The organism is Methanolobus sp. WCC5, from assembly GCF_045690325.1.
In the GTDB taxonomy this organism is placed as follows: Archaea; Halobacteriota; Methanosarcinia; order Methanosarcinales; family Methanosarcinaceae; genus Methanolobus.
Window position 1 is genome coordinate 1,952,900 of record NZ_CP146981.1, and the last position, 25,446, is coordinate 1,978,345.

At 45.3% G+C, this 25,446-nt stretch carries 23 protein-coding genes; 7 read left to right on the top strand and 16 right to left on the bottom strand.

What is annotated here, in order from left to right:
• Positions 1-13: 13 nt before the first annotated feature.
• Together V7O64_RS09505 and cooS are read right to left on the bottom strand one after the other, a co-directional pair.
• Positions 14-2,128, bottom strand: coding sequence for a copper-translocating P-type ATPase (locus V7O64_RS09505; RefSeq protein WP_407355176.1), 2,115 nt, complete (start codon positions 2,126-2,128; stop codon positions 14-16).
• Between the two features lie 63 nt (positions 2,129-2,191).
• A complete protein-coding gene (gene cooS / locus V7O64_RS09510) occupies positions 2,192-4,096 on the bottom strand; it encodes an anaerobic carbon-monoxide dehydrogenase catalytic subunit (protein WP_407357315.1) in 1,905 nt (634 codons plus the stop codon).
• 299 nt (positions 4,097-4,395) lie between these two features.
• Between cooS and V7O64_RS09515 the strand changes: the two genes are divergently transcribed.
• Together V7O64_RS09515 and V7O64_RS09520 are read left to right on the top strand one after the other, a co-directional pair.
• Entirely contained in the window at positions 4,396-5,358 is a 963-nt protein-coding gene (locus tag V7O64_RS09515) for a CAP domain-containing protein (RefSeq protein ID WP_407355177.1), read from the top strand.
• A gap of 154 nt (positions 5,359-5,512) precedes the next feature.
• Positions 5,513-6,322 carry a ribonuclease HI family protein gene (locus V7O64_RS09520; protein WP_407355178.1) on the top strand — a complete coding sequence of 270 codons (810 nt, stop codon included), beginning with the start codon at positions 5,513-5,515 and terminating at the stop codon, positions 6,320-6,322.
• A 61-nt stretch (positions 6,323-6,383) separates the two neighbouring features.
• On the opposite strand, the gene V7O64_RS09525 is transcribed toward V7O64_RS09520, so the two are convergent.
• The 6 genes from V7O64_RS09525 to epsC form a co-directional block, all read right to left on the bottom strand.
• Positions 6,384-8,012, bottom strand: a complete 1,629-nt coding sequence (locus V7O64_RS09525; protein ID WP_407355179.1) for an ATP-binding protein — start codon at positions 8,010-8,012, stop codon at positions 6,384-6,386.
• Between the two features lie 418 nt (positions 8,013-8,430).
• Positions 8,431-9,519 (bottom strand): DNA polymerase IV, encoded by a 1,089-nt coding sequence (gene dinB, locus V7O64_RS09530; RefSeq protein WP_407355180.1) that lies wholly within the window; start codon positions 9,517-9,519, stop codon positions 8,431-8,433.
• 108 nt (positions 9,520-9,627) lie between these two features.
• On the bottom strand, positions 9,628-10,728 hold the full coding sequence (locus V7O64_RS09535; protein ID WP_407355181.1) for a hypothetical protein: 1,101 nt from the start codon (positions 10,726-10,728) through the stop codon (positions 9,628-9,630).
• Between the two features lie 23 nt (positions 10,729-10,751).
• Positions 10,752-11,810: a GNAT family N-acetyltransferase gene (locus V7O64_RS09540; RefSeq protein ID WP_407355182.1), complete on the bottom strand. Its 1,059-nt coding sequence runs from the start codon at positions 11,808-11,810 to the stop codon at positions 10,752-10,754.
• Positions 11,811-12,019: 209 nt separating this feature from the next.
• Complete coding sequence (cysK, locus tag V7O64_RS09545) at positions 12,020-12,949, bottom strand: cysteine synthase A (protein WP_407355183.1); 930 nt, start codon at positions 12,947-12,949, stop codon at positions 12,020-12,022.
• A gap of 36 nt (positions 12,950-12,985) precedes the next feature.
• The gene (gene epsC, locus V7O64_RS09550; RefSeq protein WP_407355184.1) at positions 12,986-13,960 is read right to left on the bottom strand and encodes a serine O-acetyltransferase EpsC; all 975 of its coding nucleotides are present in this window, start codon (positions 13,958-13,960) and stop codon (positions 12,986-12,988) included.
• A 321-nt stretch (positions 13,961-14,281) separates the two neighbouring features.
• Between epsC and V7O64_RS09555 the strand changes: the two genes are divergently transcribed.
• Positions 14,282-15,439 (top strand): Vms1/Ankzf1 family peptidyl-tRNA hydrolase, encoded by a 1,158-nt coding sequence (locus V7O64_RS09555; RefSeq protein WP_407355185.1) that lies wholly within the window; start codon positions 14,282-14,284, stop codon positions 15,437-15,439.
• Between the two features lie 38 nt (positions 15,440-15,477).
• Here V7O64_RS09555 and V7O64_RS09560 read toward each other — a convergent pair whose 3' ends face one another.
• Both V7O64_RS09560 and V7O64_RS09565 read right to left on the bottom strand, forming a co-directional pair.
• On the bottom strand, positions 15,478-16,179 hold the full coding sequence (locus tag V7O64_RS09560; protein ID WP_407355186.1) for a class I SAM-dependent methyltransferase: 702 nt from the start codon (positions 16,177-16,179) through the stop codon (positions 15,478-15,480).
• A gap of 131 nt (positions 16,180-16,310) precedes the next feature.
• Positions 16,311-16,643 (bottom strand): DUF4346 domain-containing protein, encoded by a 333-nt coding sequence (locus V7O64_RS09565; RefSeq protein WP_407355187.1) that lies wholly within the window; start codon positions 16,641-16,643, stop codon positions 16,311-16,313.
• 348 nt (positions 16,644-16,991) lie between these two features.
• Between V7O64_RS09565 and V7O64_RS09570 the strand changes: the two genes are divergently transcribed.
• Both V7O64_RS09570 and V7O64_RS09575 read left to right on the top strand, forming a co-directional pair.
• Positions 16,992-18,197 carry an aldo/keto reductase gene (locus V7O64_RS09570; protein WP_407355188.1) on the top strand — a complete coding sequence of 402 codons (1,206 nt, stop codon included), beginning with the start codon at positions 16,992-16,994 and terminating at the stop codon, positions 18,195-18,197.
• A gap of 43 nt (positions 18,198-18,240) precedes the next feature.
• A complete protein-coding gene (locus V7O64_RS09575) occupies positions 18,241-18,654 on the top strand; it encodes a GNAT family N-acetyltransferase (RefSeq protein WP_407355189.1) in 414 nt (137 codons plus the stop codon).
• An 8-nt stretch (positions 18,655-18,662) separates the two neighbouring features.
• Here the strand turns inward: V7O64_RS09575 and V7O64_RS09580 are convergent, their stop codons facing one another.
• Entirely contained in the window at positions 18,663-20,330 is a 1,668-nt protein-coding gene (locus tag V7O64_RS09580) for a SulP family inorganic anion transporter (RefSeq protein WP_407355190.1), read from the bottom strand.
• A gap of 250 nt (positions 20,331-20,580) precedes the next feature.
• On the opposite strand from V7O64_RS09580, the gene V7O64_RS09585 reads away from it, so the two are divergent.
• Both V7O64_RS09585 and V7O64_RS09590 read left to right on the top strand, forming a co-directional pair.
• Complete coding sequence (locus tag V7O64_RS09585; protein ID WP_407355191.1) at positions 20,581-20,745, top strand: hypothetical protein; 165 nt, start codon at positions 20,581-20,583, stop codon at positions 20,743-20,745.
• Positions 20,746-20,884: 139 nt separating this feature from the next.
• Positions 20,885-21,592, top strand: coding sequence for a DNA alkylation repair protein (locus V7O64_RS09590; RefSeq protein ID WP_407355192.1), 708 nt, complete (start codon positions 20,885-20,887; stop codon positions 21,590-21,592).
• Positions 21,593-21,642: 50 nt separating this feature from the next.
• Here the strand turns inward: V7O64_RS09590 and nth are convergent, their stop codons facing one another.
• From nth to V7O64_RS09615, 5 genes are all read right to left on the bottom strand, one after another.
• Positions 21,643-22,296 carry an endonuclease III gene (nth, locus tag V7O64_RS09595; protein ID WP_407355193.1) on the bottom strand — a complete coding sequence of 218 codons (654 nt, stop codon included), beginning with the start codon at positions 22,294-22,296 and terminating at the stop codon, positions 21,643-21,645.
• Positions 22,297-22,485: 189 nt separating this feature from the next.
• Positions 22,486-23,361, bottom strand: coding sequence for a pyruvate synthase subunit PorB (gene porB, locus V7O64_RS09600; protein ID WP_407355194.1), 876 nt, complete (start codon positions 23,359-23,361; stop codon positions 22,486-22,488).
• Complete coding sequence (porA, locus tag V7O64_RS09605; RefSeq protein WP_407355195.1) at positions 23,358-24,572, bottom strand: pyruvate synthase subunit PorA; 1,215 nt, start codon at positions 24,570-24,572, stop codon at positions 23,358-23,360. Before porA ends, porB begins: the two co-directional genes overlap by 4 nt.
• Positions 24,573-24,833 carry a pyruvate synthase subunit PorD gene (porD, locus tag V7O64_RS09610; protein ID WP_407355196.1) on the bottom strand — a complete coding sequence of 87 codons (261 nt, stop codon included), beginning with the start codon at positions 24,831-24,833 and terminating at the stop codon, positions 24,573-24,575. It lies immediately after the preceding gene.
• Positions 24,830-25,378 (bottom strand): pyruvate ferredoxin oxidoreductase subunit gamma, encoded by a 549-nt coding sequence (locus V7O64_RS09615; protein WP_407355197.1) that lies wholly within the window; start codon positions 25,376-25,378, stop codon positions 24,830-24,832. The genes porD and V7O64_RS09615 overlap by 4 nt, the downstream gene beginning before the upstream one ends.
• Between the last annotated feature and the right edge of the window lie 68 nt (positions 25,379-25,446).

The following is a 25,446-nucleotide window of genomic DNA, read 5'->3' on the forward strand; positions in this document are numbered from 1 at the left end:
ATATATATTGAAATTAATCGATATTCCTGTTCTTGTCAATCGATAGTAACCTGGCGTTGATTGCAACTATGATGGTACTCAGGGACATCAGCACAGCCCCTGCGGCAGGTGAGAGCAGTATTCCCTGCTGGTAAAGCACTCCGGCTGCCAGTGGTATTGCAATTGCATTATAACCTGTGGCCCAGAAAAGGTTCTGCTGCATCTTGCGGTATGTGGCACGGGAGAGTTCTATGCTTGCAACAACATCAAGAGGGTTGCTTTTTACCAGTACGATGTCCGCTGTTTCCACTGCAACATCGGTACCTGCACCAATGGCTATTCCGATGTCTGCCTGTGCCAGTGCAGGTGCGTCATTGATGCCATCACCCACCATTGCAACAGTGAGTCCCCTTTGCTGTACTTCTTTTATCCTGGAGGCCTTTTCATCGGGAAGGACACCTGCAAAGTATTCATCAAGGCCGATCTGCCCGGCCACTCTTTCAGCCACCTGTTTACGGTCACCTGTAAGCATGATGCATTTGATGCCCATATCCTTCAGCCTGCTGACCACTTCCTTTGATTCCGGCCTGACCACATCTTCCAGTGCAATAGCCCCGACAGCTTCTCCTTCGATCAATACAAAGACCACAGTCCTTCCCGTGTTGTCAATATGTTTCAGTCGCCCTTCCTGGTAATCGATACCGTTCTCTTTCAGGTATCCGGGACTTACCACTTTGACGTCCTTCCCATTTACGACTCCTTCAGCTCCTTTTCCGGCAATTGCATTGAAGTTGCCGACCTTGTAGACCCCCTCCGATGCATCAAGTATACCCTTGGCTATCGGATGCTCTGAGTTTGCTTCTATGGATGCGGCATATTTCAGTATTTCATCCTTTTCCATATTCCCGGTTAAAGGGACAACATCACTGACACCGAATTTCCCTTTTGTGAGGGTACCTGTCTTGTCAAAGATGATCGCATCGATGTTCCGTGCTCTTTCAAATGGCCCCCTGTTCCTGATAAGCAGACCGTTCCTGGCACCTATGGCAGATGAGACAGCAACAACAAGAGGTATTGCCAGTCCAAGTGCATGCGGGCAGGTGATGACCATGACAGTCACCGCTCTTTCAAGTGAAAAGGCAATATCTGTATCCATTAATCTCAGCCAGGTGAAAAAAGTGAGTGTTCCGGCTGTAAGGGCTATTATCGTAAGCCACAAGGCTGCCCTGTCGGCCAGGTTCTGTGTCCTGGACCTGCTTTGCTGGGCCTGTGATACAAGGTCAAGCATCTGGGACAAAAAAGATTCCTTGCCGGTCTTGCGTACTTCAATTGTCAGAGAACCTTCTCCGTTGACAGCTCCGCCTATTACTTCGTCCCCTGTTTCCTTTGGAACGGGGTTTGACTCACCTGTGAGCATTGCTTCATTCACAGAGCTCTGCCCTTCCAGGACAACACCATCTACAGGGATCTTCTCCCCTGGTTTGACAAGGACCTTATCTTCCATTTTAAGCTGGTTTACAGGTACATCTTCCATTTTTCCATCGGAGCCTATCAGGTGGGCATCGGCCGGCATGAGCTTTACCAGTTCCTGCAGGGCCATGGAAGCGCCCATAACAGACTTCATCTCCAGCCAGTGTCCCAGCAGCATGATGTCTATCAGTGTTGCCAGTTCCCAGAAAAAGAGCTTGCCTTCAAGTCCGAAGACCACCAGGCTGCTGTAGCCGTACGCAACTGTGATGGCAACTGCTATAAGTGTCATCATACCGGGATCCTTTGACCTGAGCTCCTCAATTATCCCTTTAAGGAAAGGCCATCCCCCGTAGAAGAAGATCAATGTGGAAAAAGCAAAAAGAAGATAAATATCCCCTGTAAAGGAGGGGACAATTATTCCAGATACCGCATTCAGGAACTGCCTGATCATGGGTGAGAGGAGGAGTATCGGTATTGTAATTATGACCGATACCCAGAACCTCTTCCGGAAATCCTCCACCATCATTGCATGGTGGTTTGCATGTACTTTATGTCCCTGATGGTCCTGATTGCCTTTGTGACCTTGATGGCTTTCATTTTCATCCATTGCTTCCCTTTCATGCATTGGCTCATGCATTACATGTTCATCCATGTCCCCGGCGGTCTTGTCATGATCCATATTATCTCCTCTTCTTTGGCTGTCCTCAGACCCGGTCTTAGGTACAGGCCTCAGATTCAGGTCTTATATGCCAAGTTTCCTGCGGTTTTCCTCTATATGCTCGAGCATGAGCTCAACTGCTTTCACAGCATCGGTTTCTACGCTCAAGACCCCGCCTGTGACATCTTTGCAGTCCTCTGTAAGCAGTTTTACAAGGTTTGGTGCTCCGGTTACAGTGGGAACCGGATTCACATGCGTATAAAGTCCCAGTGCCAGTGCAAAGACCGCATCAATTGTGGCTTTCTGTTCCATGTATTCAGGAGCCGTGGCAACCACCGGGAGCTCAGGTACGGGTACACCACCAAGACCTGCTGAAACCGCAGCTATCAGATCAGCTATCCTGCCTGTATCGGTACATGTTCCGTAACTGAGCACCGGCGGAATTCCCAGTGCCTCACATATGGACCTGAGCCCGGGTCCTGCAAGTTCCTTTGCCTGTGGACTGCACAGTCCTCCAACCTGCATGGCTGCATTACCGCATCCCATGGAGAGCACAAGCACATCCCTTTTGATGAGTTCCTTTGCAACTGCAATGCTGTGGCTGTCCTGTCCCGAATCCCTAAGTGTGGTGCATGAAACAAGACCTGCAACGCCGCGCAAGGTTCCGCTTTTTATAGCATCCAGAAGCGGGTCCAGTTTACCTCCAAGGGCGTCCAGTATGCTCTCGGTGGAGAAACCGACAACTGCCTCGCTTAGCGGCAGGCCGGTGACAGGTTTTACGGATCCATGTCGCTCTTTGAAATTATCGATTCCCATATCCAGCAACCGGGCTGCCTGTTCGCCGGCCTTTTCAGGTATGTAATCCAGGCGCTCGCTGACCCCCTCAAATGATACCAGATCACTTACGGGAATCAGTCTGAATTTGTATCTTTCAGCATACATCGGGTCGATGGGCATGGAACAGTTCATGTCTGCAACGAACACATCCACACAACCGCTGGCAAGCACTGCCTCCTGCATGATCCAGTTCCCGGTGAATCCGTAGAACACATCATCCATGTCCCATCTCTGTATCATTTCCTGTCCTGTCTCGATGTTGGCAATTATACGAAGACCTTTTGCACCGACCTGTTTTGCCCTGTCCTGCCACTGCGGCTTTCGGGCAAGCTGCACCATTGCAAACCCAAGGAACGGCTCATGCCCGTTAGGCAGCACATTAACGTAATCAGGATCAAGCACTCCCAGGTCAACCCTCATATTGTGAGGCCGGGGTAATCCGAAAATAATATCCTGGCAGTACTCGTTGACTATCTGGCTCTGGTATGCCATGGCAACTCCCAGTTTCATGGCCTTTAATGCAAGGCTGACATAGTTCCCGTCCACGTTGGTCAGGGACGAACTTGTTGACCTTAGTATCTCGGTCTGTATACCCCCGGGAAAGATGCCGATTTTCTTCCACAGTTCCTGTCTCTCCTGCGGGGCAAGCATCTCCACAATCCTGCTGGGCTTTCCGTACTCTCTGCTAAAGTCAGCTTCCACGAAATCACAGAGTCTCAGAGCGACATCATTCACATCACCGCTGTTATCCACACCCAGCCTGCCTGCAAAGTTTCTCAGTTTGTCTTCCTCGCTTATATTAAAGGGAGTCTCACCCTTTGCCGTCGCCCTCAGTGTCTTTATGGTCTGGTTGGTATGGTACTGGTAGGTCGAGGCACCCATGACATTGCGCAGCAGCATCATACGCATGGCCATGCCATCGGCAGTTATTCCGCAGACGCCTCTTTTATCTTTAGAGGCATCAGCGCGGCATGGTCCGTTAGAGCACAGATCACAACGCATGCCACCCTGACAGAAGGTGCATCGCCTGTCCGGATTACCTCCCATCCCCTGGGCTTCATAGCGGTCCCATATATTGGTCATACCATCCTCTTTTATTCTTCTGTACACTGTACGCACTGAGTCATGATACGATATCCTGTCGTCTTCCACAAAATCCCTCCATTGTTCTAACCTGCGTTTTTCTTCCATTATATATGTGGGAGAGCAGGAAATAAAAACTCTTTGGGAAAATAGTTTTACATTTCCTGATAATTCAGTATGCACATTCTCATATCTATTTTTGCAGATCGGTTTTCGCAGATGGATTCTTTTTTAATTCTGGCTCTTGATGTTAATTTCATACAAAGTAATTATCCCTTACAAATTATTATATAAGAATGTATATATCATATCAGATACTTCTCCTCCAAAGGAACCAATCATGAAAAGTTCCGATGAGGGATCATGTCATGAACAAAACGTACAAACTATCAGGAATCATTGTTGCATTTATTCTGCTGATGTCATGTTTAACAACAATTGCATTGGCAGAAGACAGCTATGAAGCGCAGGAACGACAGATGCTGGATCTTATCAATAGCGAGAGAATAGATAATGGTCTTGGGCCTCTTATCCTCAACCCGGTGCTGACCCAGGTTGCCAGGGAGCACAGCAAAGAGATGATAGACATGGATTACTTCTCCCATGATTCCTATGATGGCACACATTTCTCAGAAAGGATAAGGTCTTGCGGTTATCCTGTGTACCGTATTGCAGAGAACATTGCCATGAACTTTCCTCCGGATGTCCTAAAGGCACACAATAACCTGATGAGCTCGCCCGGTCACAGGGCCAATATACTGAGTGCTGATTACAATGAGATAGGTATAGGTATATGGGTGGGAGAATATAACTCATATCAGAACACTGCCATGTATACCCAGAACTTCGGATGGGATCCGGATGCAGAGGCTGAGATCCCCTTTTCGATAAAAGGTTTTGAACCGCTCTTAAACACTCTAAGCTCAGAAGGTGATGATCAGTTCTTTAGCGTACATGCAAGTGATATCTGCGATGTCACATGGCTTGTTGACGGCACGGTTGTCAGGAGCAATAAAGGTGTCACAAGTTCCTCTTTTACTATGATATCACCTTCACAGGGGAGCTATGAGATAAAAGCCAATGCTGTAAGTCCCAGAGGAAGCGATTCGGTGATCTGGTCACTGGAAGTGATATCCTCAGTACCCACAGGTGCCATGAAAGGAGATTTCGATGGGAACGGAGTTGTTGATTTCTATGATTTCGTGGAATTTGCCGGAGCCTATAATTCAAGGTCATCTGATGCAAATTTCCTGTCGGTATTTGATTTTGATGATAATGATATTGTTGATTTCTATGATTTTGTGGAATTCGCAGGTCTATATAATACATGATTATAATACATGATTAAAGTCTGTATGACAGATGATTAAAATATATGACTGTGAATGAAAGATGATGTATGCAATGCCTGTATCAGGTATTTTTGCATATTTTTTACCTTTCCCACCTAAAGATACAAAAGTAATGACCAGCTTTCAACATATCATGGACACACTGAACTTTGACGGTTCCTGCGACCCCAATCCCTCAGGTATAATGGGATTTGGCTGGATCATTCACTGGAGCAACGGCAAGGCTGACAAAGAGGGCAGTAAAGAAAAAAAGCCCTCTCCTGCAAACACCAATAATGTTGCTGAGTACACGGCATTAAAAGAAGGGATATTGGACTATCTTGAACATGGAGGCAAGGGCCCTCTGCAGGTTTACGGGGACAGCAGCCTGGTGATAAACCAGATGTCAGGTAAGTGGAAAGTCAATAACAAAAACCTTGCTGCAATTAAAGAGGAAATACTATCTGTAATCAAAAAACATCATCTGCAGGTTAACTTCAGCTGGGTGCCCAGAGAACGTAACAGCACTGCTGACAGACTGGCAATGCCAGCTTCCAGATCAAGAACATCATCAAATGTTTCACCCGTTTCATCTTCAGTGAACATGTCCAATGACTCATCTTTCAGACCACAGAACAGGAAATTTGTCGCAGATGTGAATTCAACTTCAGTCTCTCCACAGTTGAAAGTAAGGATAAATGAACTGAACACAGATCCTTCGCCGGGCTTTCGTTCATTCGCTAAACTGAAAGTAGGTGGTCTTGATGCTTTCTCCAGGAAGAGGCTTGATGAACTGAAAAAGGAAGCCGGCAAAAATCCATCTTCCCAGGTCCTCAAAGAATTTCCGGATGATGCCAGTCTCCAGGCTTCTGCACTGAGATGGATGTTGCGTGGTCTGGCAATGGACCTTGCCATCCGGAAGGTCAAAGTGGATGCACAGATAGCTAAGAAGAAAAAGAAGTAGGACAGGAAGGGAAACAGGGCAAAGAAAGCATGCAGTCTTTAAGAGCTATGGCCCTTTAAGGTTATTTTGATGGATCGTTTTCCAATGCTTTTTTAACGGTGAACCAGAATATACTTCCCCTTCCCATGGGGTTGTTGTCAACTCCTGCCTCTCCTCCATGTAGCTCAACTATCCTCTTGACAATAGCAAGTCCAAGGCCGCTCCCTTTTACGCTTCCTTTGTCTGCACGCCTGAAACGCTCAAATATCATTGTGCTGTCCTCATCACTGATGCCCGGACCCATGTCAGCTACATGGATCTTCCACCTGTCACCTATGTCAGAGACCTTAACACTGATTTTTCCTTTATGAGGGCTATACTTGACAGCATTGGACAGCAGGTTCATGAATACCTCTTCTATGAGGGGATTGATCAGGGAAGGATACTCACCTGCGGGCCTGAACTCTATTTCAATGCCCTTCTTATCCATTTCCGATACGAAGTTCCTGATGACCTTCTCAAGCACAGGTAACAGGTCCTGCTCTTCAAACCTTATATCGTCGATAGATTCAAGCTTGATGAACTTGGAAGCTGATTCTATCATGTATATCAGTTTCTCATTGTTCTTATGTATCTTATCCAGCAGGTTCTTCTTACTATCCTCATCTTCAACAATAATGAGCTCCTCGGTGAACCCCCTGATAATGTTTGCGGGGTTGAGCAGATCATGGGTGAGTATGTCAGTGAACAGCACTTTGAGATAATTTGCATCCTCAAGTTCCCTGGCGTATTTTTTGAGATTCTCCTCTGTCTGTTTCCTGCTCAGGGATTCGGCCAGTATGTTGGCCACTGACTGTACAAAGTGCATATCATCGCTTGTGAACACCCGGTTCTGGATGGTATGCACGTTCATGGTCCCATAGGGATTATCCTTGCTACCGATCACCACATCCATACCACTGACAATACCGCTGTTTTTCAGCAGTGACAGGCCACTGAACCTTTCCGGAGCTTTACTTGTGTCAACTATTGCATTTTCACCTGAATAAAGCGTGTAACAGACAATATCGTTCTCTGATGTCCCGGTTTTGTTGTCGGTCTTTCCTTCCCACCCAAAGCCTGCAACCATGACAGGATCAGCATCATCATGCTTCATTTGTTTCATTATTCTGCAGTATTCAACTTCAAGTGTGCTGGCCACAAGTCTGACAGATTGCTGCATCAGTTCTTCCAGTTCTGCTCCGGCAAGTCCTTCCTGGCCAAGCTTTGCAACAGCAGCATGCTGCCTTTCTCTCATCTGCAGGTTCTTTTCAACTGCTCTGCGCTCACTGATATCCTTTGCATGCCTTACGACCATTACTACGTTGCCTTCATCATCAAAAAGAGGAGATAGCTCTATCAGTTTTGTCTTTTCATCAAGTGGGTCCTCTATCTCAAATTTCCTGCATGTACCGGTTGCAAATACCTCTAGCAGCCGGCAAGGCTCACAGGGCGTGTTCCGTTTCATAAGACAGCTATAGCAAAACGGATGACCCTGCTTTTCATTTGCAGGTATCGGATCACAATTCTTCCAGTTACTTGTCACAACTCTCAGGTCACGGTCGATTACCACTATGAGGTCCTGCACTGATGCAAGTGTCTTTTTCAGCAATTTAAGCTGGTCATTTTTCAGCTCATCGTTTTTTTGTTCACAGATTGAAATGTGGATCACCCATTATTGAAGGCTGCAATCTTAATAAACCACTTATATCAGTGGTATAATTATATCGATGGTATAATTTTATACTGATTTATTTGTGAAAAACTGTCTTAAATTCTCATATTTATAGGTATCTGATGTTCATTGCTATGATGATGAGCATGATGTTGATAGAAACAATATCTTTGAGACTTTCTTTTAAGAAAACCTTCAAAAAAGGAGTTTAGAATAAGTATATAAGTATTGATAATAATCATTTCCATTTTATAAGCAATCTCAGATATTTAATGAAAATGAATATTTGACATTCAAAATACAATTTTGTGATGCAAAGCCTCTTGTTGCGTTTTAATTGAAAGTTGCAACGGTCAATGCATGTTGCCTGGAGTTCATATTAAGCATGCTCTTGTGTGAGGCAAGTCTTCTATCTTCAAAAATCAAAAAGGCTCTTCTGTCCGGTATTTTCCTGCAGGTTGTCTACCCTGACTCCTATACGCCTGAAGTTCATGGTACTTTCCTCAAGGAACTGTTTCATCATCTCCTTTGCATTTTCGCTCAGGATGCTTATGTCACTTACGGCGTGACCCAGTGTGCGGCTTTTAGTTGAGGTTTTGAAATTCGAGAATATGACGGTCACTGTTACTGAGCGAAATGATACTTTCCGTGCTTTTACTTTACTGATCACATCATCGATCAGTTCATCCATAAGTGTGAATATCATATTCTCATCCCTGCTGTCATGCTCAAGGGAAGCCATTCGCCCTATCTGGTCGGTTGCTGTTCTCTCTTTCACAGCTGTCCCGTCAATACCCATAGCAGCCTGGCTAAGCCACATGCCTTTATTCTTACCGAATACAGAGATAAGTTCCATGACATCATAAGAAGCCAGTTCTGAAACTGTCCTTATGCCCATTTCAGTTAACCTCTCTTCTGTGACCTTGCCTATTCCCCACAATTTCTTCACAGTCATAGGACCCAGGAATGTCTGCACATCTTCCGGCCTGACAACGGTGATACCATCCGGTTTTCTGAATGATGATGCCATTTTTGCAATAAGCTTGTTAGGGCCGATGCCAACAGAGCATGTGATCTCTTCCTGAGACCTGACCTCCTCCTTAATTTTATGGCCTATATCTCTTGCAAGATCATAGTCGCCGCTGCAGGACTGGCTTATCTCCAGAAATGCCTCGTCAATACTGATCTTTTCAAAGGCTTCCTCGCTGTCGGCATTGGACCTGAGGATCTCCATTATCTTTGCGGATACTTCTTCATAGAATTCCTTGCGCACAGGGAGGAACACTGCATCAGGTTTTTTGGACCTTGCCAGTTTGCATGGCATTGCAGACCTTATTCCTGCTTCCCTGGCAACATAGTTAGAGGTACTTACAGCACCACCTGATCCTCCCCTGTTCGAATACATGCAGACGACTACGGCCTTACCCTTAAGGGAAGGATCCTCTCTCTCCTCTATGGCTGCATAGAAGTAATCCATGTCCACATGGATGATCACGCGTTCCATTACAGGTTAAAAGGTTTGGCTGCTTTTTAGGTTTAGCGATATAATTCCGACATATTTGCCGATATAATAGCGATATATTTACCGACACAGGGACGATTCAGTGTTGTATTATGGCAGCCTTTTTATAAGGCTTAGGACATGGGTAAATATCCCAAAAAAGGGTATACTTTGTGAAAGCAGCAATCTGGTAATGATCCCGGTATTGAAAGGCCACACAGGTATCATTCTGCTCTGCCTGTAAAGCTGTTCCATCAATTCCCGTTCCCTGAAAAGACATTCATATTCCTTTTCGTTCATGCTTTCTGCTTCCTCAAGTATCCTGCACTCAAGACGGTAGATGTATTGTTCCAGGTGATCCAGCTGGGATCGTTTTTTATCTCTCCATCTGAGCATTAACTGGTGTGTGCTACGCAGTGGAAGAAAAAAAGCTATCAAGGCAAATAACACCGGTACAAAGAGGAGCCAGGAGAACAGGGATGCATATTCTTCGGACTGAAGGAAATAAGATGTCAGGGGTTCAGTTATCATGCCGACTATTATCCAGGAACCCAGATATATTGCAGGTATGGTGACTATAATGGCATTCCACAGGCAAAGTTCTCCCAGCGGGGAGAGACCACCGCATTTGTCAGCATGTCCAAGCTGTGGCTCAATACAGAAATCCTTCCCCAGCTTCCATACATATATTGCAGTTACGGTCATTTTCCATGCCATGATACCTATTATGAAAGCAATGAGGAATTCAGCTTTTGAGCTGTAGTCCCAGGTGAGAACAAAAAGTGAAAAGAATAAGCCTGTGACCATCTGAAAAGGACTGTTCATCCAATCCTCAAGCTTGCGGATGAATTCAAGGTACTTCATTTCAACATACTGACTATCTTTTCTCGGTTCCCTGTTATCGGCAAAGTCTTTATCACGAGCTATATCCTGTGAAGCAGGCTCACATTCAACGATTATTTTCCTGTCCCATATGGTACTGAAGGCCTGTGGGATCTTTTTCATGAGTAACCGGAAGGCAAACAAGCTCAAAGCTGCCGTAAGAAGGCCTGTTACATACATCACAATTGAGGCGTTTGCTCCGTAGTTTGCGATTATAAGTGGAATTGTCAGCAGGATGGCCCAGGGCAGGAGATGAAGGGTCCATCTCATAAAAGGAGACCTGATACTCCTGAAACTTTCCAGCTTTTTTATCGCATGATCACTGTTCATCGTATCCCTGAACTTTTCAATTTTCAGAGGATAGGGTCCCTGCAGTCAACATAGATGCTACTGAAATCCGGCACTTTTCCTGATATTGGTTTAGCGTAGAGGTACAGTTTTTCATACATCGGCCTGAACTTTCCGGCAATCGCAAGCAGTGGGTCCTCCGGGTCGGTATAGGCACCAAAGAACTCACATTTTGTGTCATACATGAGATTATTACAGTAGTTAAGTATCTCCTCCATCGCAAGTTCATGCCCGGGCACAAATGCATGATCAACTATGGAATGGAATTTAAAGAACTCGCCTTCTGCAGGTATCCTTGGCATGCTGATGAAGTGCCTGAGTATCCCATAGGCATTTGCCATGAGCTTCCACATCATCGGCTCCTTTGTGTATGTCATCTCCATGAGGACAGATGAATCCCAGAAACCACTACATGCAACTATCCTGCCATCTCTTTTTGCAACAATGAAGTTCTCAAGGCCGTATCCAAGTATCCGGTTTGCGTATTTCCTGAAACTTTCAGTTGTGAAAGGAGAAAAGTGAGCCTTCCCCTGATAATAGCTGTTGATAAGCCCCACGGCTTCAGGAAGATCTTTGATGTCTATCCTCTCAAGATCATATTGCCTCTCAGCATGCTCTTTTTTATATGCGGCTATCTCGACTATCCTTACTTCTTTTTCCTCAATGTATCCGAGTTTTTCAAAAAGCTTCACAGAACCCTCATTTGGCCCGTACACATAACAGTATATATGTGAGGCCTTAGTTTCCTCTGCAGCTTTTTCCGCCTCCCTTACAAGTCTGACAGCTATACCCTGCCTCCTGTTATCCGGATGCACCATCACCTCGGCAAGATAGACATATTTATCATCCGCAGTCTGTTTTACTGTCCATCCTATCCATCCGGCTGTTATATTGTCTTTCTCTGCAACGCGGATCTGCCAGTTCTCATAAAGCCCATACCTTGCAGTTATATCCGGTCCTTTATCGACCACCATTGCACATTCTTCATTTCCCTGGGGACACAGTTTTTCGATATTCAGCAGGGTTTCGTTGTCCTCTTCCCCCAAGGGTCTGATGCTCAGCATATAATTACCCCCACATGATTCCTTGTGCACTTCATCCGCTGGAAAACAAAAAAAACGGAAAAGCAAAGTAAAAACTATGCATATATATCCAGTGTTCAAATACTCCCGAATAAATCTTGGATTCGATTGGATATATAGGTTTTGGACAGACCTTAATGCAGGGATTTAAGTATTAATTATTGATGCATGACCTCTGTCCTAACTTTTTCCTATACATCAGGATCAGCAAGAGGAGTACTAAGGTATCTTTCCCCTGTATCAGGCAGAATGACAACTATCAGTTTACCGGCATTCTCCTCCCTTTTTGCCATCTCCATGGCTGCATGCAGAGCTGCACCGGATGATATTCCTGCGAGTATCCCTTCTTCCCTTGCAAGCTGCCTTGCGGTCTCAAAGGCATCTTCATTGCTTACCCTGACAACTTCATCGATCAGTGCGGTGTTAAGCACATCGGGAATGAAACCGGCACCAATTCCCTGGATCTTATGAGGGCCGGGCTTTCCTCCGGAAAGGACAGGTGAATCTGCAGGCTCCACAGCTATTGCCTTAAAAGATGGTTTACGGGACTTAATGACTTCCGAGATCCCGGTTATGGTCCCGCCTGTGCCCACACCTGCAACAAGGATATCGACTGTGCCATCGGTGTCTTTCCAGATTTCCTCTGCAGTGGTAAGGCGGTGTATCTCAGGATTTGCCGGGTTCATGAACTGATGCGGGACAAAGGAATTCCCGGTTTTCTTTGCCATCTCCTCAGCTTCCTGTATGGCGCCGTTCATTCCTTTGATGCCCGGGGTTAGCACTATCTCAGCACCAAGCAGACTGAGTATCTTCCTTCTTTCGATGCTCATGGTCTCAGGCATGGTTAGAATGAGACGGTATCCTTTCGATGCACAGACAAAAGCCAGACCAATGCCTGTATTTCCGGAAGTTGGCTCAATAATGACCGTATCTTTATTGAGACATCCTTCTTTTTCAGCTGTTTCTATCATATTCAGAGCGATACGGTCCTTTACAGAGCTTAAAGGATTGAAGGATTCCAGTTTCACAGCCAGTTCTGCGTGGCAGCCGTTAGCTATTCTGTTCAGGCGCACAAGTGGTGTGTTGCCAACGGTCTTAGTAATATCATCATATATCTTCATTTTAGCATCTCCCTTAAATGCTTCCTCTAACAGATTTCATTTTTTCTCCATGAAGATCAGTCTTGGCTCCTCTATGATAACTTTCGTATCAGGAGGTACGGATTTGGTAATCCATACATTGCCTCCGATAACCGAGCGGGCACCTATGACCGTATCCCCTCCAAGTATGGTTGCATTTGAATAGATGATAACATCATTTTCAATTGTGGGGTGCCTTTTTTTTCCACGGATGATCTTTCCTGTATCATCTTTTGGAAAACTCAGGGAACCAAGGGTAACACCCTGGTAGATGCGGACGTTATCCCCTATCTCACAGGTCTCACCTATCACAACACCGGTTCCGTGGTCAATGAAGAACCCCTTTCCGATCTTTGCACCCGGATGGATATCAATACCGACCACACTATGTGCATACTCTGTCATTATTCGGGGAAGGATGGAGATTCCCTGCCGGTGCAGTTCATGGGCCGACCTGTAGATGGTCATGGCAAAGATCCCCGGATAACTGAAGATTATCTCGTCGTAGCTCTTGGCTGCAGGGTCCCCTTCGTATGTGGCTATGATATCAGATGCCAGGAGAGATCTGATCTCAGGGATCTTCTTGAGGAACCTCAGTGTTTCCTGATGGCCGCGGTCAATACATTCACTACACTCACAAAAATCTTCTTCATAGCGGGCACAGTCATATATTATACTGTTTGTTATCTGTTTTGAGAGCTTGCTGAACAGTTCTGTTATCTCATTTCCGATGTGGTATGAAAGTGTGTTCCTGTCAACGGTCTGATCCCCGAAGTAACCAGGAAAGAGAATATCCTTTATAAGGTCGATGATCTCTATCAGTGATTCTCTTGATGGTATGACTGCTGCATCCAGGTGATCGAAACAGCCCCTGTCAGAGCAACTTTTTGTGACCATCTCAACTATGTCCGGGATCTGTGACCGATATTTGTTATCGATCACTGACTCCAGCATCGTGCATCTTTTCTTTTCCTGTTTTAGTTCTTTTTCCATGTATTCCTCATATCCCTTATACATCATTTAGCTGGATATATTTATAATGTTAACGCTGTGAACTATGATTCCCTTCTATATATCTGCAGGCATTTAGCACTCATTCAAATTTGCTGAAAGTATTGCCTTATCTCTCAGCAATTCCTCACTCCGGTCAATCTTTCATTGAATGGTTGTAAATGATCGCACTTAAAAGCTTTGAGTTTTCCCGGGTTTAGAGAAAACCTGTTACCAGCTATTTACAAGATCATCAGGAATTCTTCAGTGTCCTTTTACTGGCAGTCTGAATACTTTTAAATATCACCCAATGGTACAACTTTTATGAAACCCCGGCAGGATCAACTGCGCGTGCTCTCTGAAATCCCGGTGCCTGTATCTGATATAGGTATAAGGGACCTGGCTGAGATCTATGACGAGAAAGATATTTACCTTTCGATCTACTTGCCGCTGTCAGGCAGGGAGAAAGAGCATTTGAACAGGATATTCGTGGATTCCAGGATAAAGGCGATAAAAGATGCCCTGTCACCTGTGCTCAGGTCGCATTTTGAAAATACTTTTGAGATGGTACGGGATTATGTGTACGAAGCGCCTGTTTCCGGTGAGAACGGGAGAGTGATCTTTGCAAGTTCAGCCGAGGCATTCCTGCATGTATACAGGCTGCCTGTGGAGCCGGAACTGGCCATTGTCCTTGATACATCACCTTTTCTGCTGCCACTTGCAAGATTAAGGGCAGACTACCAGGATTATGGTGTCTTGCTTGTGGATTCCAGGGAAGCCAGGTTCACATGCATACGCTCAGACATCGCAGAGGAGAAAAAACGCCTGTCAACCGATCTTATGAACAAGCACAAAAAAGGAGGCTGGAGCCAGGCACGTTTCAACCACCTGAGAAAGGGTGCTATAAAGTCCTTTTTATCTGAAGTTGCAGATAATGTACGGGATACCTGTGGTCAGTTACAAATGCAAGGATTTGTACTTGCAGGTCCCGGCAGTGCAAAGCAGCAACTTAGGGACTTGCTCCCCAAAGATGTTCAGGAGAACGTCCTGGCGATCATTGACATGCCAATGGACATATCCAGGGATGAACTGGTAGAAGCAGGTAATGCTGTGTTGCATGATAATGATATTTCCAGGTCCGCACAGTTGGCAGCTGATTTTAAAAATGCTGTCCTCCGTGGTGGTTTAGCTGCGTACGGAGTGGAGGATGTAAGGGATGCCCTGGAGCAGGGAAGAGTGAACACACTACTTATTCTGAAAGGTTCATCAGTTCCCGGCTGGATATGTGAGAGATGCCAGAACCTGCAGGCAAATGCCCGTCCACCTGAGGAATGTGACAGATGCAAAGGTCCCACTTCAGTTGTAGATGTGGTGGAAGAACTCTACGAGCTTGCCCAGCGCACAGCTGCAGACGTGGAATTTGTGGAAAAGGATGATTTCCCGGACCAGGATCACATGGTGGGGGCACTGCTGAGGTATTAAGATAAGATAAGGGTATGATATCCAAAGATCCCCTAATTTTACTTAATGCAATAGAAGCCGGCCTGCATGTATGAGTACCAGAACATCTCTACGGTCCTGAATCCGGCTTTTCTCAGGAGGTCCAGGTGCTCTTCAATGGTTATGGGAAAGTACTCAGTGTCAAATCTGTCAAGGTATTTCTGAACCTCATGGGCATCTTTACCCAGGGCTAACTGAAAATCCCTCAGGTACTCTTTAAAGATGGCAGTTCCTTTTTTTGTCAGGGGCCTTATATTCTCAAAAGAAATGAACATCCCGTCGTTTTCCAGCAATTCATAACATACAGCTATAGCCTTGATCCTTTCTTCATGGTTTAAGTAGTGGTGACACTGTATGGCAGTAATGACATCGGGTTTTTCATCGATGTTGGCAAAAAAACCTTCTGTTGTCGAGGGCTCAAGGAATCTTATCTTCCCTGCAGGGAGATATGAGAGTTTCTTTTTTGCCTGCTCCAGCATACCTTCGGATGGGTCCATCAGCAGAAACCGGGTATTTTGGAAATGCCCGGCTGCCCTGTGAATAAGGGTGCCGGTGCCACATCCTGTATCCAGCCATACATGCGGACTGTATGGAAGTGATTTGACAACTTTTATGCTTTCCATATGAAAGGAATCATAGTAGGGAATGGTCTTTGTGATGTTTGCATCAAAATCCTCGGGAGGATATTTTGCACTATTATGTTGCGGTTTTGAAGATAACATGAATGGGATTTAATGCCCCGGAGCTTAAAACCTTTAAGGTGGTCAGCTCCAGTTGAACAGTTAAAGCTATTTATGTAGACATATTTTTATATAAAAATATCTATATATTTGTATGTTCCTATATCGTTTTTTCACTGTTGCACGTACTCAAATCCTGCTTTCATAGCTATCTGTGCCCTTGTCAGCTCCTGTCCGAGATAAGCTGCGTGGTTTAGCGTGCTTACCCACCCGTGCCTTATAATAGTTATATAGATAGAGCGTGCATCTGTGCCTTCTATAATCCTGAGCAGTTCCTTGTCATAGGAATAATGCTTGGCAAGTATAGTACCTTTTTCAGCTTGTGCCACGATTATAAAATACCCTGCACTGTCAAGCTTAAGTTTTTTTGTCTCTTTGGCTTTAATGACAGGAACGTCCGGACTGCAACATATATTCCCGTTTTTTGTGTCCGTTTCCTCCTGCAAGTTCTAAAGCCTCCTGCAATGAAAATATATCAATCCCATGTCCGGCATTTTATCATCGTTAGATTATCGGTCTATGGATGCTTATCTATTGCGCTTGACAGGATACATGCTATTATTCCGGATATGCAGGATATTATTGGTGATCAATGAAAATAATCGTGAGCAAAGGAAATGTACACATGGGTCCAAACGCCATTTACTCAAAACCCGAACACTTTTTATAAAGTTTAAACTCAATTATAAATATGACTATCTTTCAAGCAATGATATCTTTAGTAAAAAAGGACAAATACATTTCAGTAAAGAATGAAAGGAAAATTTCAGTAAAGAATTAAAGGAAAACTTGATATGTTATACAGGAAAATGCCAAAAAACGGAGATGAACTATCCATACTGGGCTTTGGTGCCATGCGCCTGCCCGTAAAAGAGAATGGCAGCATCGATGAGGAAAAGGCAACTTGGATGGTCCGCCATGCAATAGACAATGGCGTGAACTACGTGGATACGGCATGGCCTTACCATATGGGAGAAAGTGAGCCTTTCCTTGCCCGTGCACTTGCAAAAGGTTACAGGGAGAAGGTGAAACTTGCTACAAAACAGCCACAGTGGATTGTAAAATCGTATGAGGATATGGAAAGGTTCCTTAATGTACAGCTTGAGAAACTGAATACCGATCATATTGATTACTATCTGATACATAGCCTGGTCAGAAGCAGCTGGGAGAATATCAGGGATCTTGGTGTACTTGATTTTCTTGAAAGGGCAAAGGCTGATGGCCGTATCATCAATGCAGGCTTCTCCTATCATGGTGCACCTGAGGACTTTGCACTGATAGTTGATGCATATGACTGGGACTTCTGCCAGATACAGTACAATTTCCTGGATACGAATGTCCAGGCAGGGACTGCAGGATTGAATTATGCAGCTTCCAGGGGCCTTGGTGTTGTTGTAATGGAACCCCTCAGGGGTGGGAACCTGGCAGACCCTGTTCCGGAAGAGATTATGCAAATATGGAACGAGGCAGAGGTGAAACGCAGTCCTGTTGAATGGGCATTGAGGTGGGTATGGAACCATCCCGGGGTAACTGTTGTACTTTCAGGTATGAGTGAGCCGGAGCACGTTGAAGGGAACCTGAAGTTTGCAGAGGAAGGTCTTGCAGACTCACTGACAGCAAAAGAGCTCCATCTTGTGGGAAGGGTCGCACAGAAGTACGGTGAGCTCATGAAGATCAACTGTACCGGCTGCAGATACTGTATGCCGTGTCCTGAAGGTGTGGATATTCCGGCATGCTTTGATACCTACAACAATCTGCACATGTTTGGTGGTTCTGACAGGCTGATGATGATGTACGCAGCAAAGCTTGGAGGCATCCTCAGGGGGTCTGACACTAACTTCGCTTCCCAGTGTGTGCAGTGTGGCCAGTGTCTGGATGCATGTCCTCAGCACATACCGATACCTGAAATGCTTGAAAAGGTTGCAGAAGAATTTGAAGGTCCGGGCCTGGAAGAGAGAATTGCCTTTGCTAAACGCTTGTTTGCTGATGAGGGTTGCTGAAATGCTCTCTTTTTGACAATCTTTTGTAATAAACCAGGATACTATGATGAAATACACCATCGAAGAAAAACTCCCTTCACCAGAGGAGTACATAAATCTCAGGGAATCAGTCGCCTGGCCCTATCCAGGCAAGGAAGCGATAGAAAAGAGCCTGAACAACTCCAACTACTGCGTTTGTGCTGTCAGGGACGGCAGGGTGATAGGTATGTCCCGTGTGGTGGGAGATGACAGTTTCATCTATTTCATTGCCGATGTCATCGTCCTGCCGGAATATCAGAATCAGGGGATCGGCACTGCGCTGATGGAAAGGATAATTGTGTACCTGAAAGAGAACGTGCAGGAATATTCATACATTACTCTGATGGCTGCAAAGGGAAGGGAGGCTTTCTACGAGAAATTCGGGTTTTTCAAAAGGCCTGTGGGTGAGTATGGTTACGGGATGATGGTTGAGTTGTAAGTTTCATCTCAAATTCGATTTTGTGGATTATCGTTCTCTTTCTTCAAAAATGCAAGGGCTTCCTGGGTGCTGTCGCAAATATGCACATGCTGCTTTTCCATGAGTTCGGTGAGTTCCAGGTCGCTTTCCATCCTTTTCATGACCTCGGGCTGTATTGAGGTAAGATAAACTCTCTGGTGTTGTTTTCTGCTTGCCTTGATAAATGTCTTTAGGCGCTCGATACCTGTCGTATCGATGAAAGGGACGTAGCGCATACGCAAGATAATGTGAGGCTTGCTGATACTCATATGCTCGTTGATCTTGCTCTCAAAAACGTTCATGGCTCCGAAGAAGAAGGGGCCGTTGATGGTGTAGACCGAGACGTTCTTTTCAAGGTACGGGTCGGCAAAGATAGTGGCGTTGATACCTTTTGTCCTGTCGTAGTTTTCCATTGTCTGGATGTCGATGACATTTGTCAGTCTTATGAAGAGCAGTATGATGGACAGGAACATACCCATCTGGACCGCGAATACAAGATCAGTGAGTACTGTGAGCAGGAAGGTCACGATCAGGACGGTGGTGTCCATCTTGCTTATGTGCATGGTGGTCCTGAATTCCGTGATGTTTATCATCCTCAGGGAAACAAGGATCAGCACACCGGCAAGGTAGGCCTTTGGAATGAATGCAGCAACAGGACCCAGGAACAATAATATCACTAGCAGTATCAGGGCGTGGATGATGCCTGAAATCTGTGTCTTTGCACCTTCCCTTATGTTAACAGCACTCCTTGCAATTGCAGCTGTGCATGGTATTGCTGAGAAGAATGGCAGTGCCATGTTGGCTATTCCCTGACCAACGAGTTCCTTGTTACTGTCATGTTTGCTATTGGTCATGCCGTCACATACCACAGCACATAGCAGGGCTTCAATGGCCCCCAGAAGTGCAATTGTAAGGGCCGCCGGAAGTACTGCCCTGAACAGTTCGAGGTTAAAATTAAGCATTTGTATCTGTGGAAGTCCGGCAGGGATACTGCCAACAAGCGGTATCTCCATTTTAAGGTAAAAGACCATAATCACTGAGAGAGTGAGTGCTACTATAGATGGTGGAAGGCTGTTTATGTACCTGGCCCCGGACATGAGCCCCGGGAGGTATAAAAGCATCAGGATCGTAGTGATGCAGATCAATATTGCAGTGCTGTCAATAAGGTCAAGACTGGAGATGACCACATGCAGTGTTTCCCACACGTGTTCCTTTGAAGGGATGATCAGTCCCAGGGCATTGGGTACCTGACCTATGAGAATGATTGCACCGATACCGCTCGTGAATCCTGATATGACAGGTAAGGGGATGTATTTTACAACTTTACCAAGTTTCAGGATTCCGAACAGTATCTGAAACCCACCTGCAAGGAAGCCTGCAAGGAAAAGACCTTCAAGCCCGAAGCTGTGCAGTGTTGAAAGTATGATCACTGTCATTGCCCCGGTGGGTCCGGTGATGGAATACCGTGACCCTCCGGTTGCTGATACCAGCATTCCTGCGATGACAGCTGTATATAAGCCCATCTGTGGTTCTACACCTGAAGCAATGGCAAAAGCAATTGCAAGTGGCAATGCCACGATGGCCGTGATAAATCCGGCCTTAAAGTCACTGGTAAACGATTCTTTGAAGTATTGTGAAAACCTGTTTTGCATTTCCATATTACAAGCCAGCTGACCCGCGTCAAAAAGTGTTCTGATGAGAGCGTAGAAGAGTGATCAGATATATAAGATTGATTGATAACGGAAATAAATTATAAATGTTATGAGAATTTATGAAAGAGGCAAATCTGTAATGTCCTGTCAATTCTTTTATACGATAAGTGTTATTAGAGCGTATGTCTGTAAAAGGCAGAATCAAAAACTAAAACTAAAAAACTCATTTTATTGAGTCTCCTCACCTGGTGTTAAAATGGAAATCGAAGATCTTGTTCTCTCTACTCTTGCTATTGGTCTGCTGGGCAGTTTTTTCATTTATTCCATGACCGATCCGTTCCCTTCCGGTTTCCCACTAATTCAGACTTTTGCAATTGGTGGCCTTTGGTTCTACCTTTTCAAAGATGCCAATTTTTTCTAAATTGCAGGGTACTGCATCAGTGTGGCTCATACATATCCGGTACCATCTCCCGCCTATGCAAAGTATCATTTCCTGTTGCTTTTCCACAGTTCCCGTTCATCCATTAAGATTATCTTCTTTCACTCCCACTAAAATTCTAATGAACGATATCATCCCACAGATTAGAAAAGAGCTGGAACAGAACGTTGATGAAAAGACAAAAAACAACAGCTCTCGCTTTTTCAAGGAGGATATCAAATGTTACGGTGTAAAGACCGCCCTGGTAACTAAGATGGCAAAGCAGTACTTAAGGACCATATCCGGCAAAAGCAAGCCCGAGATATTTTCACTCTGTGAGGAGCTTCTCAGCTCGGATTATATGGAAGAATCATTTATCGCGCTTGAATGGTCCTACTATCTGAGAGATCAGTACCAACCAGAGGATTTTATCATGTTTGAAAGATGGGTCGGGAATTATGTCAACAACTGGGCAAAATGCGATACTCTCTGTAATCATACCGTAGGTACATTCATTGACATGTATCCTCAGTATATTGATTCACTCAAAAAGTGGACAGCTTCGGATAACCGCTGGTACAGGCGTGCTGCTGCTGTGGCGCTTATCCTGGCTGCCCGCAGGGGTGATTTCCTTGATGATGTGCTGGAGATCGCAGACCTGCTGCTGACCGATGAGGATGACCTGGTCAGGAAGGGTTATGGATGGATGCTAAAAGAAGCCAGCAGGGAGCATCAGCAGGAAATATTTGATTACGTCATGCAGAACAAGAAGGTCATGCCCCGGACTGCGCTGAGGTATGCCATTGAGAAATTCCCGAAAGATCTGAGGGCAAAAGCTATGGAAAAATGATAAATGAAAAAAGACAAAATGAAAGGTCTGCATGTCTGTATGAAGCATTTTCATGCTTCGCTGGAAGGGCATAGCTCATTAACAACACAAATTCCACACTTCGGTCTTCTTGCAATACATATATTCCTGCCATGAAGTATCAATGTCATGGACAGTTTTTCAAGATCCTCTTTTTTTGCAAGTCTCATCAGGTCAAGTTCTATTTTCCCCGGATCGCTGTTCTGTGTAAGACCAAGTTTTTGAGACAGCCGGGTAACGTGTGTATCCACTGCAATACCCTCGATGATACCATAGCCTCTGGCAAGAACAATGTTTGCGGTCTTCCTCCCGACACCCGGCAGTTTCAGTAAGTCTTCCATAGTATCAGGTACTTTACCGTTGAACTGTGTGATTATCAACTGCGCACTGCCGATGATATGCTTCGCTTTCTGGTGGTAGAATCCGGTAGTATAAATGTCCTTTCCAAGTTCTGCAATATCAGCATTGGCAAAATCCTCAACGCTGCTGTATTTCTTGAACAGCACCTGTGTGACCTTGTTGACCTGTTTGTCGGTGCACTGGGCAGAGAGTATTGTTGCAACCAGCAGTTCAAGAGGGTTCCTGAAATGAAGCATCGGCTCTGCATTTGGGTACTCATGCTGCAGGAGGTTAAATATCTCTTCGAAGTTTACCCGATTATCCGGATTTGCAGAAAACATGGTCATGGAAGTCAATTGTGGTATGATCTTTATTATGTTTATTGAGAACCCCGGCATTTCGACTAGAACTAAAAATAATTTTGGAAACAATAATTATTCTATTATATCGCACCTTGCAATAATATGAAAAGGATCCATATCTCAAAAAGAGGTTCAATAGCAAACAATTCCAACCAAAAAGTAAAAGTTTACGGGTCACAACCCGTAAAACTCAATGTTCTTATCAGCGATTGCCTGTATCTTTGCGATCTCTTCCACGCCGCCTTCCATGGTGAAGAGGTGCTTGAAACGACGCTGCATCTTAAGGTATTCATCAACAGGCCTGATGTTCTTACCGATCTTCCTGACCTTTGTGAGCTCCCCATCCTCGATCTCGTAAAGTGGCCACAGTCCGGTCTGGACTGCCATCTTTGCGACCTCTACGGTTTTGGAAGTATCGTATCCCCATCCAGTAGTGCACGGGGCATGCGCGTGTATATAGGTAGGGCCCACGATCTCTGTGGCTTTTTTGACCTTGTTGATCATGTCCTTGGGGAAACCAATGGAAGTTGTAGCCACATATGGTGAACCATGTGCAACCATTATAGCAGGCATGTTCTTCTTAGGCCTTGGATTTCCAAAGGATACCTTTCCTGAAGGACTTGTTGTGGTCGATGCATTGTATGGTGTTGCTCCACTTCTCTGTACACCGGTATTCATGTAAGCCTCATTGTCGATGCAGACATAAGTGAGGTCATGGCCTCTCTCAAAGGCGCCTGATATGGAACGCATACCAATGTCAAGCGTTCCGCCGTCACCTGCCATTACAACAACCTTTGTGCTCTCTTTCCTTCCGAGTGCCTTAAGAGCAGCCTCGATACCTGAGCCCACAGCTCCTGCATTCTCAAAAAGGGAATGTATCCATGGCACGTTCCATGAACTCTCAGGGAAAGGGGTAGTCATAACTTCCAGGCATCCGGTAGGGTTAATGACTATACAGTCCTCTCCGGCACCCATAAGTGTGAACTTTGCAGCCATTGCGTCACAGCAACCTGCACATCCCCTGTGTCCCGAACCGAACAAATTCTTCATAGTAGTTCCTCCTTCAGGTCGGTAAACTGGTTTTCGATCCTGATCCCGGTCTTAATGACCTCTTCTGCCTCAGCGACTATCTTCTCGATAGTGTCTGTCTTGATATCACGCCCGCCGTGACCTATCATATAACCTACGACAGGGACTCTGATATCTGAGTTATAAAGTATCGACTTTGTCTCAGTGCAGAGTGCACCCTCGTTAAGCCCAAGTGATATGTTCTTGTCAAGCACGACAACGACCTTTGCATCCTTTATAACATTCCTGATAGCTTCCGCAGGGAATGGCCTGAACACCCTGACCTTCAAAAGACCGACCTTCACATTCCGGTCCCTGAGCTTATCAATGACGTCCTTAATGGTTCCGATAACGGATCCCATTGCCATGATGATGATGTCTGCATCATCTGTGCGGTATTCATCAATAAGTCCTCCGTAGTATCTTCCGTATACATCGTAGAATTCATTTGCCACGTCCTCTATTTTCTTAAGGGCCCGCTGCATTGCCTGCTCCTGCATGTATCTGAACTCTGTGTAGTAGTGAGGATCTGCAAAAGCTCCAAAGCTTAGCGGTCTCTTTGGATCAAGCACGTATTCGGGTTCATACTTAGGAAGGAACTCATCTGTGAGGTCCTGTTCAAGAAGCACTACCGGTTCATAAACATGTGACAGGATAAAGCCGTCCATACAGGTCATTGAGGGCATGAGGATATCCTTATCCTCTGATACCTTAAAGGCCTGTGCTGTCATATCCGAGACTTCCTGTATATGCTCGGCGTAAAACTGTATCCAGCCGGTATCTCTCTGGGATATGGAATCCTGCTGATCGTTCCATATATTAATGGGAGCACTGACAGCCCTGTTCACGATGGTCATCACAACAGGTAACCTCATTCCTGATACATTGAAAAGTACCTCATGCATGAGTCCAAGTCCCTGTGATGTTGTTGCTGAGTAACACCTTGCTCCGGTGGCTGAAGAACCCACCAGTGCGGAGAGTGCTGAGAACTCAGATTCCACATTGATGTATTCACAGTTAGGTATCTCACCGTCTGCCATGAATTGAGAGAGCTCCTCTACAATGTGGGTCTGCGGCGTGATAGGATATGCTGATATTACATGTGGCCTGCAGGTCTTAACAGCATGTGCAACAGCATATGATCCTTCTACAACGACCATCTTGCTCTTATCAAGTTTGTTTTCAGGTGCCATTTACTTCTCCTCCAGAACCATGTCAATTGCACTCTTTGGACATTCGTTTGCACAGATCCCGCATCCTTTGCAGAAATCATAGTCAAACTCAAAGTATCCGTCCTCCCTGGGGTTCACCGCCATATCGGGACATAGTAATTCACATAGTTTGCATTTGATACACTTGTCATAATCGTAGACCGGTTTGAAATTTCTCCATCCGCCTGTCTTGTTGACTATGGTGCTTCCTGCCTCACATACTCCTCCCGGTAGGATCTTCATATCTTCTCCTCCTTCATCATGCTGTATGCTTCCTGGATCGCCTCGGCATTCTTCTCTCCTATTTTGCCGGGGAACCTCTCTTTCACAGCCATCTTGATGGATTCAGGCTCTATCTCACCTGTTGCACCTGCAAAGGCTCCAAGTAGTACTGTGTTTACTATTGGCCTGCCGATAATGTCCAGTGCTATCTTTGTTGCGTTGACCGTCATTATCTTTGCCTTTGTGTTGATATCGAAACTGTCAGCATCAAAGTCACTGTTGATTATAAGTATTCCATCATCCTTAAGGCCCGATGCAACATCAACTACTTCCAGGAGTGTGGGGTCCTGCACTATAACGTAATCAGGTTCGTAGATCTGACTTCTGAGCCTGATGGGTTCATTGCTGATCCTTGTGAATGACTGGACCGGTGCTCCTCTCCTTTCCACACCGAATGCGGGGAAGGCCTGGCTGAATTTCCCGTCTGCAAAAGCAGCAACAGCCAATAGTTCAGCAGCTGTGACAGAGCCCTGACCACCTCGACCGTGTATTCGTATTTCTTTCATCTAGAATTCTCCATAAACCTTGTAATAATAGCTATAATTTTCATTCCGGTACTGCTCAAACGTTTTTT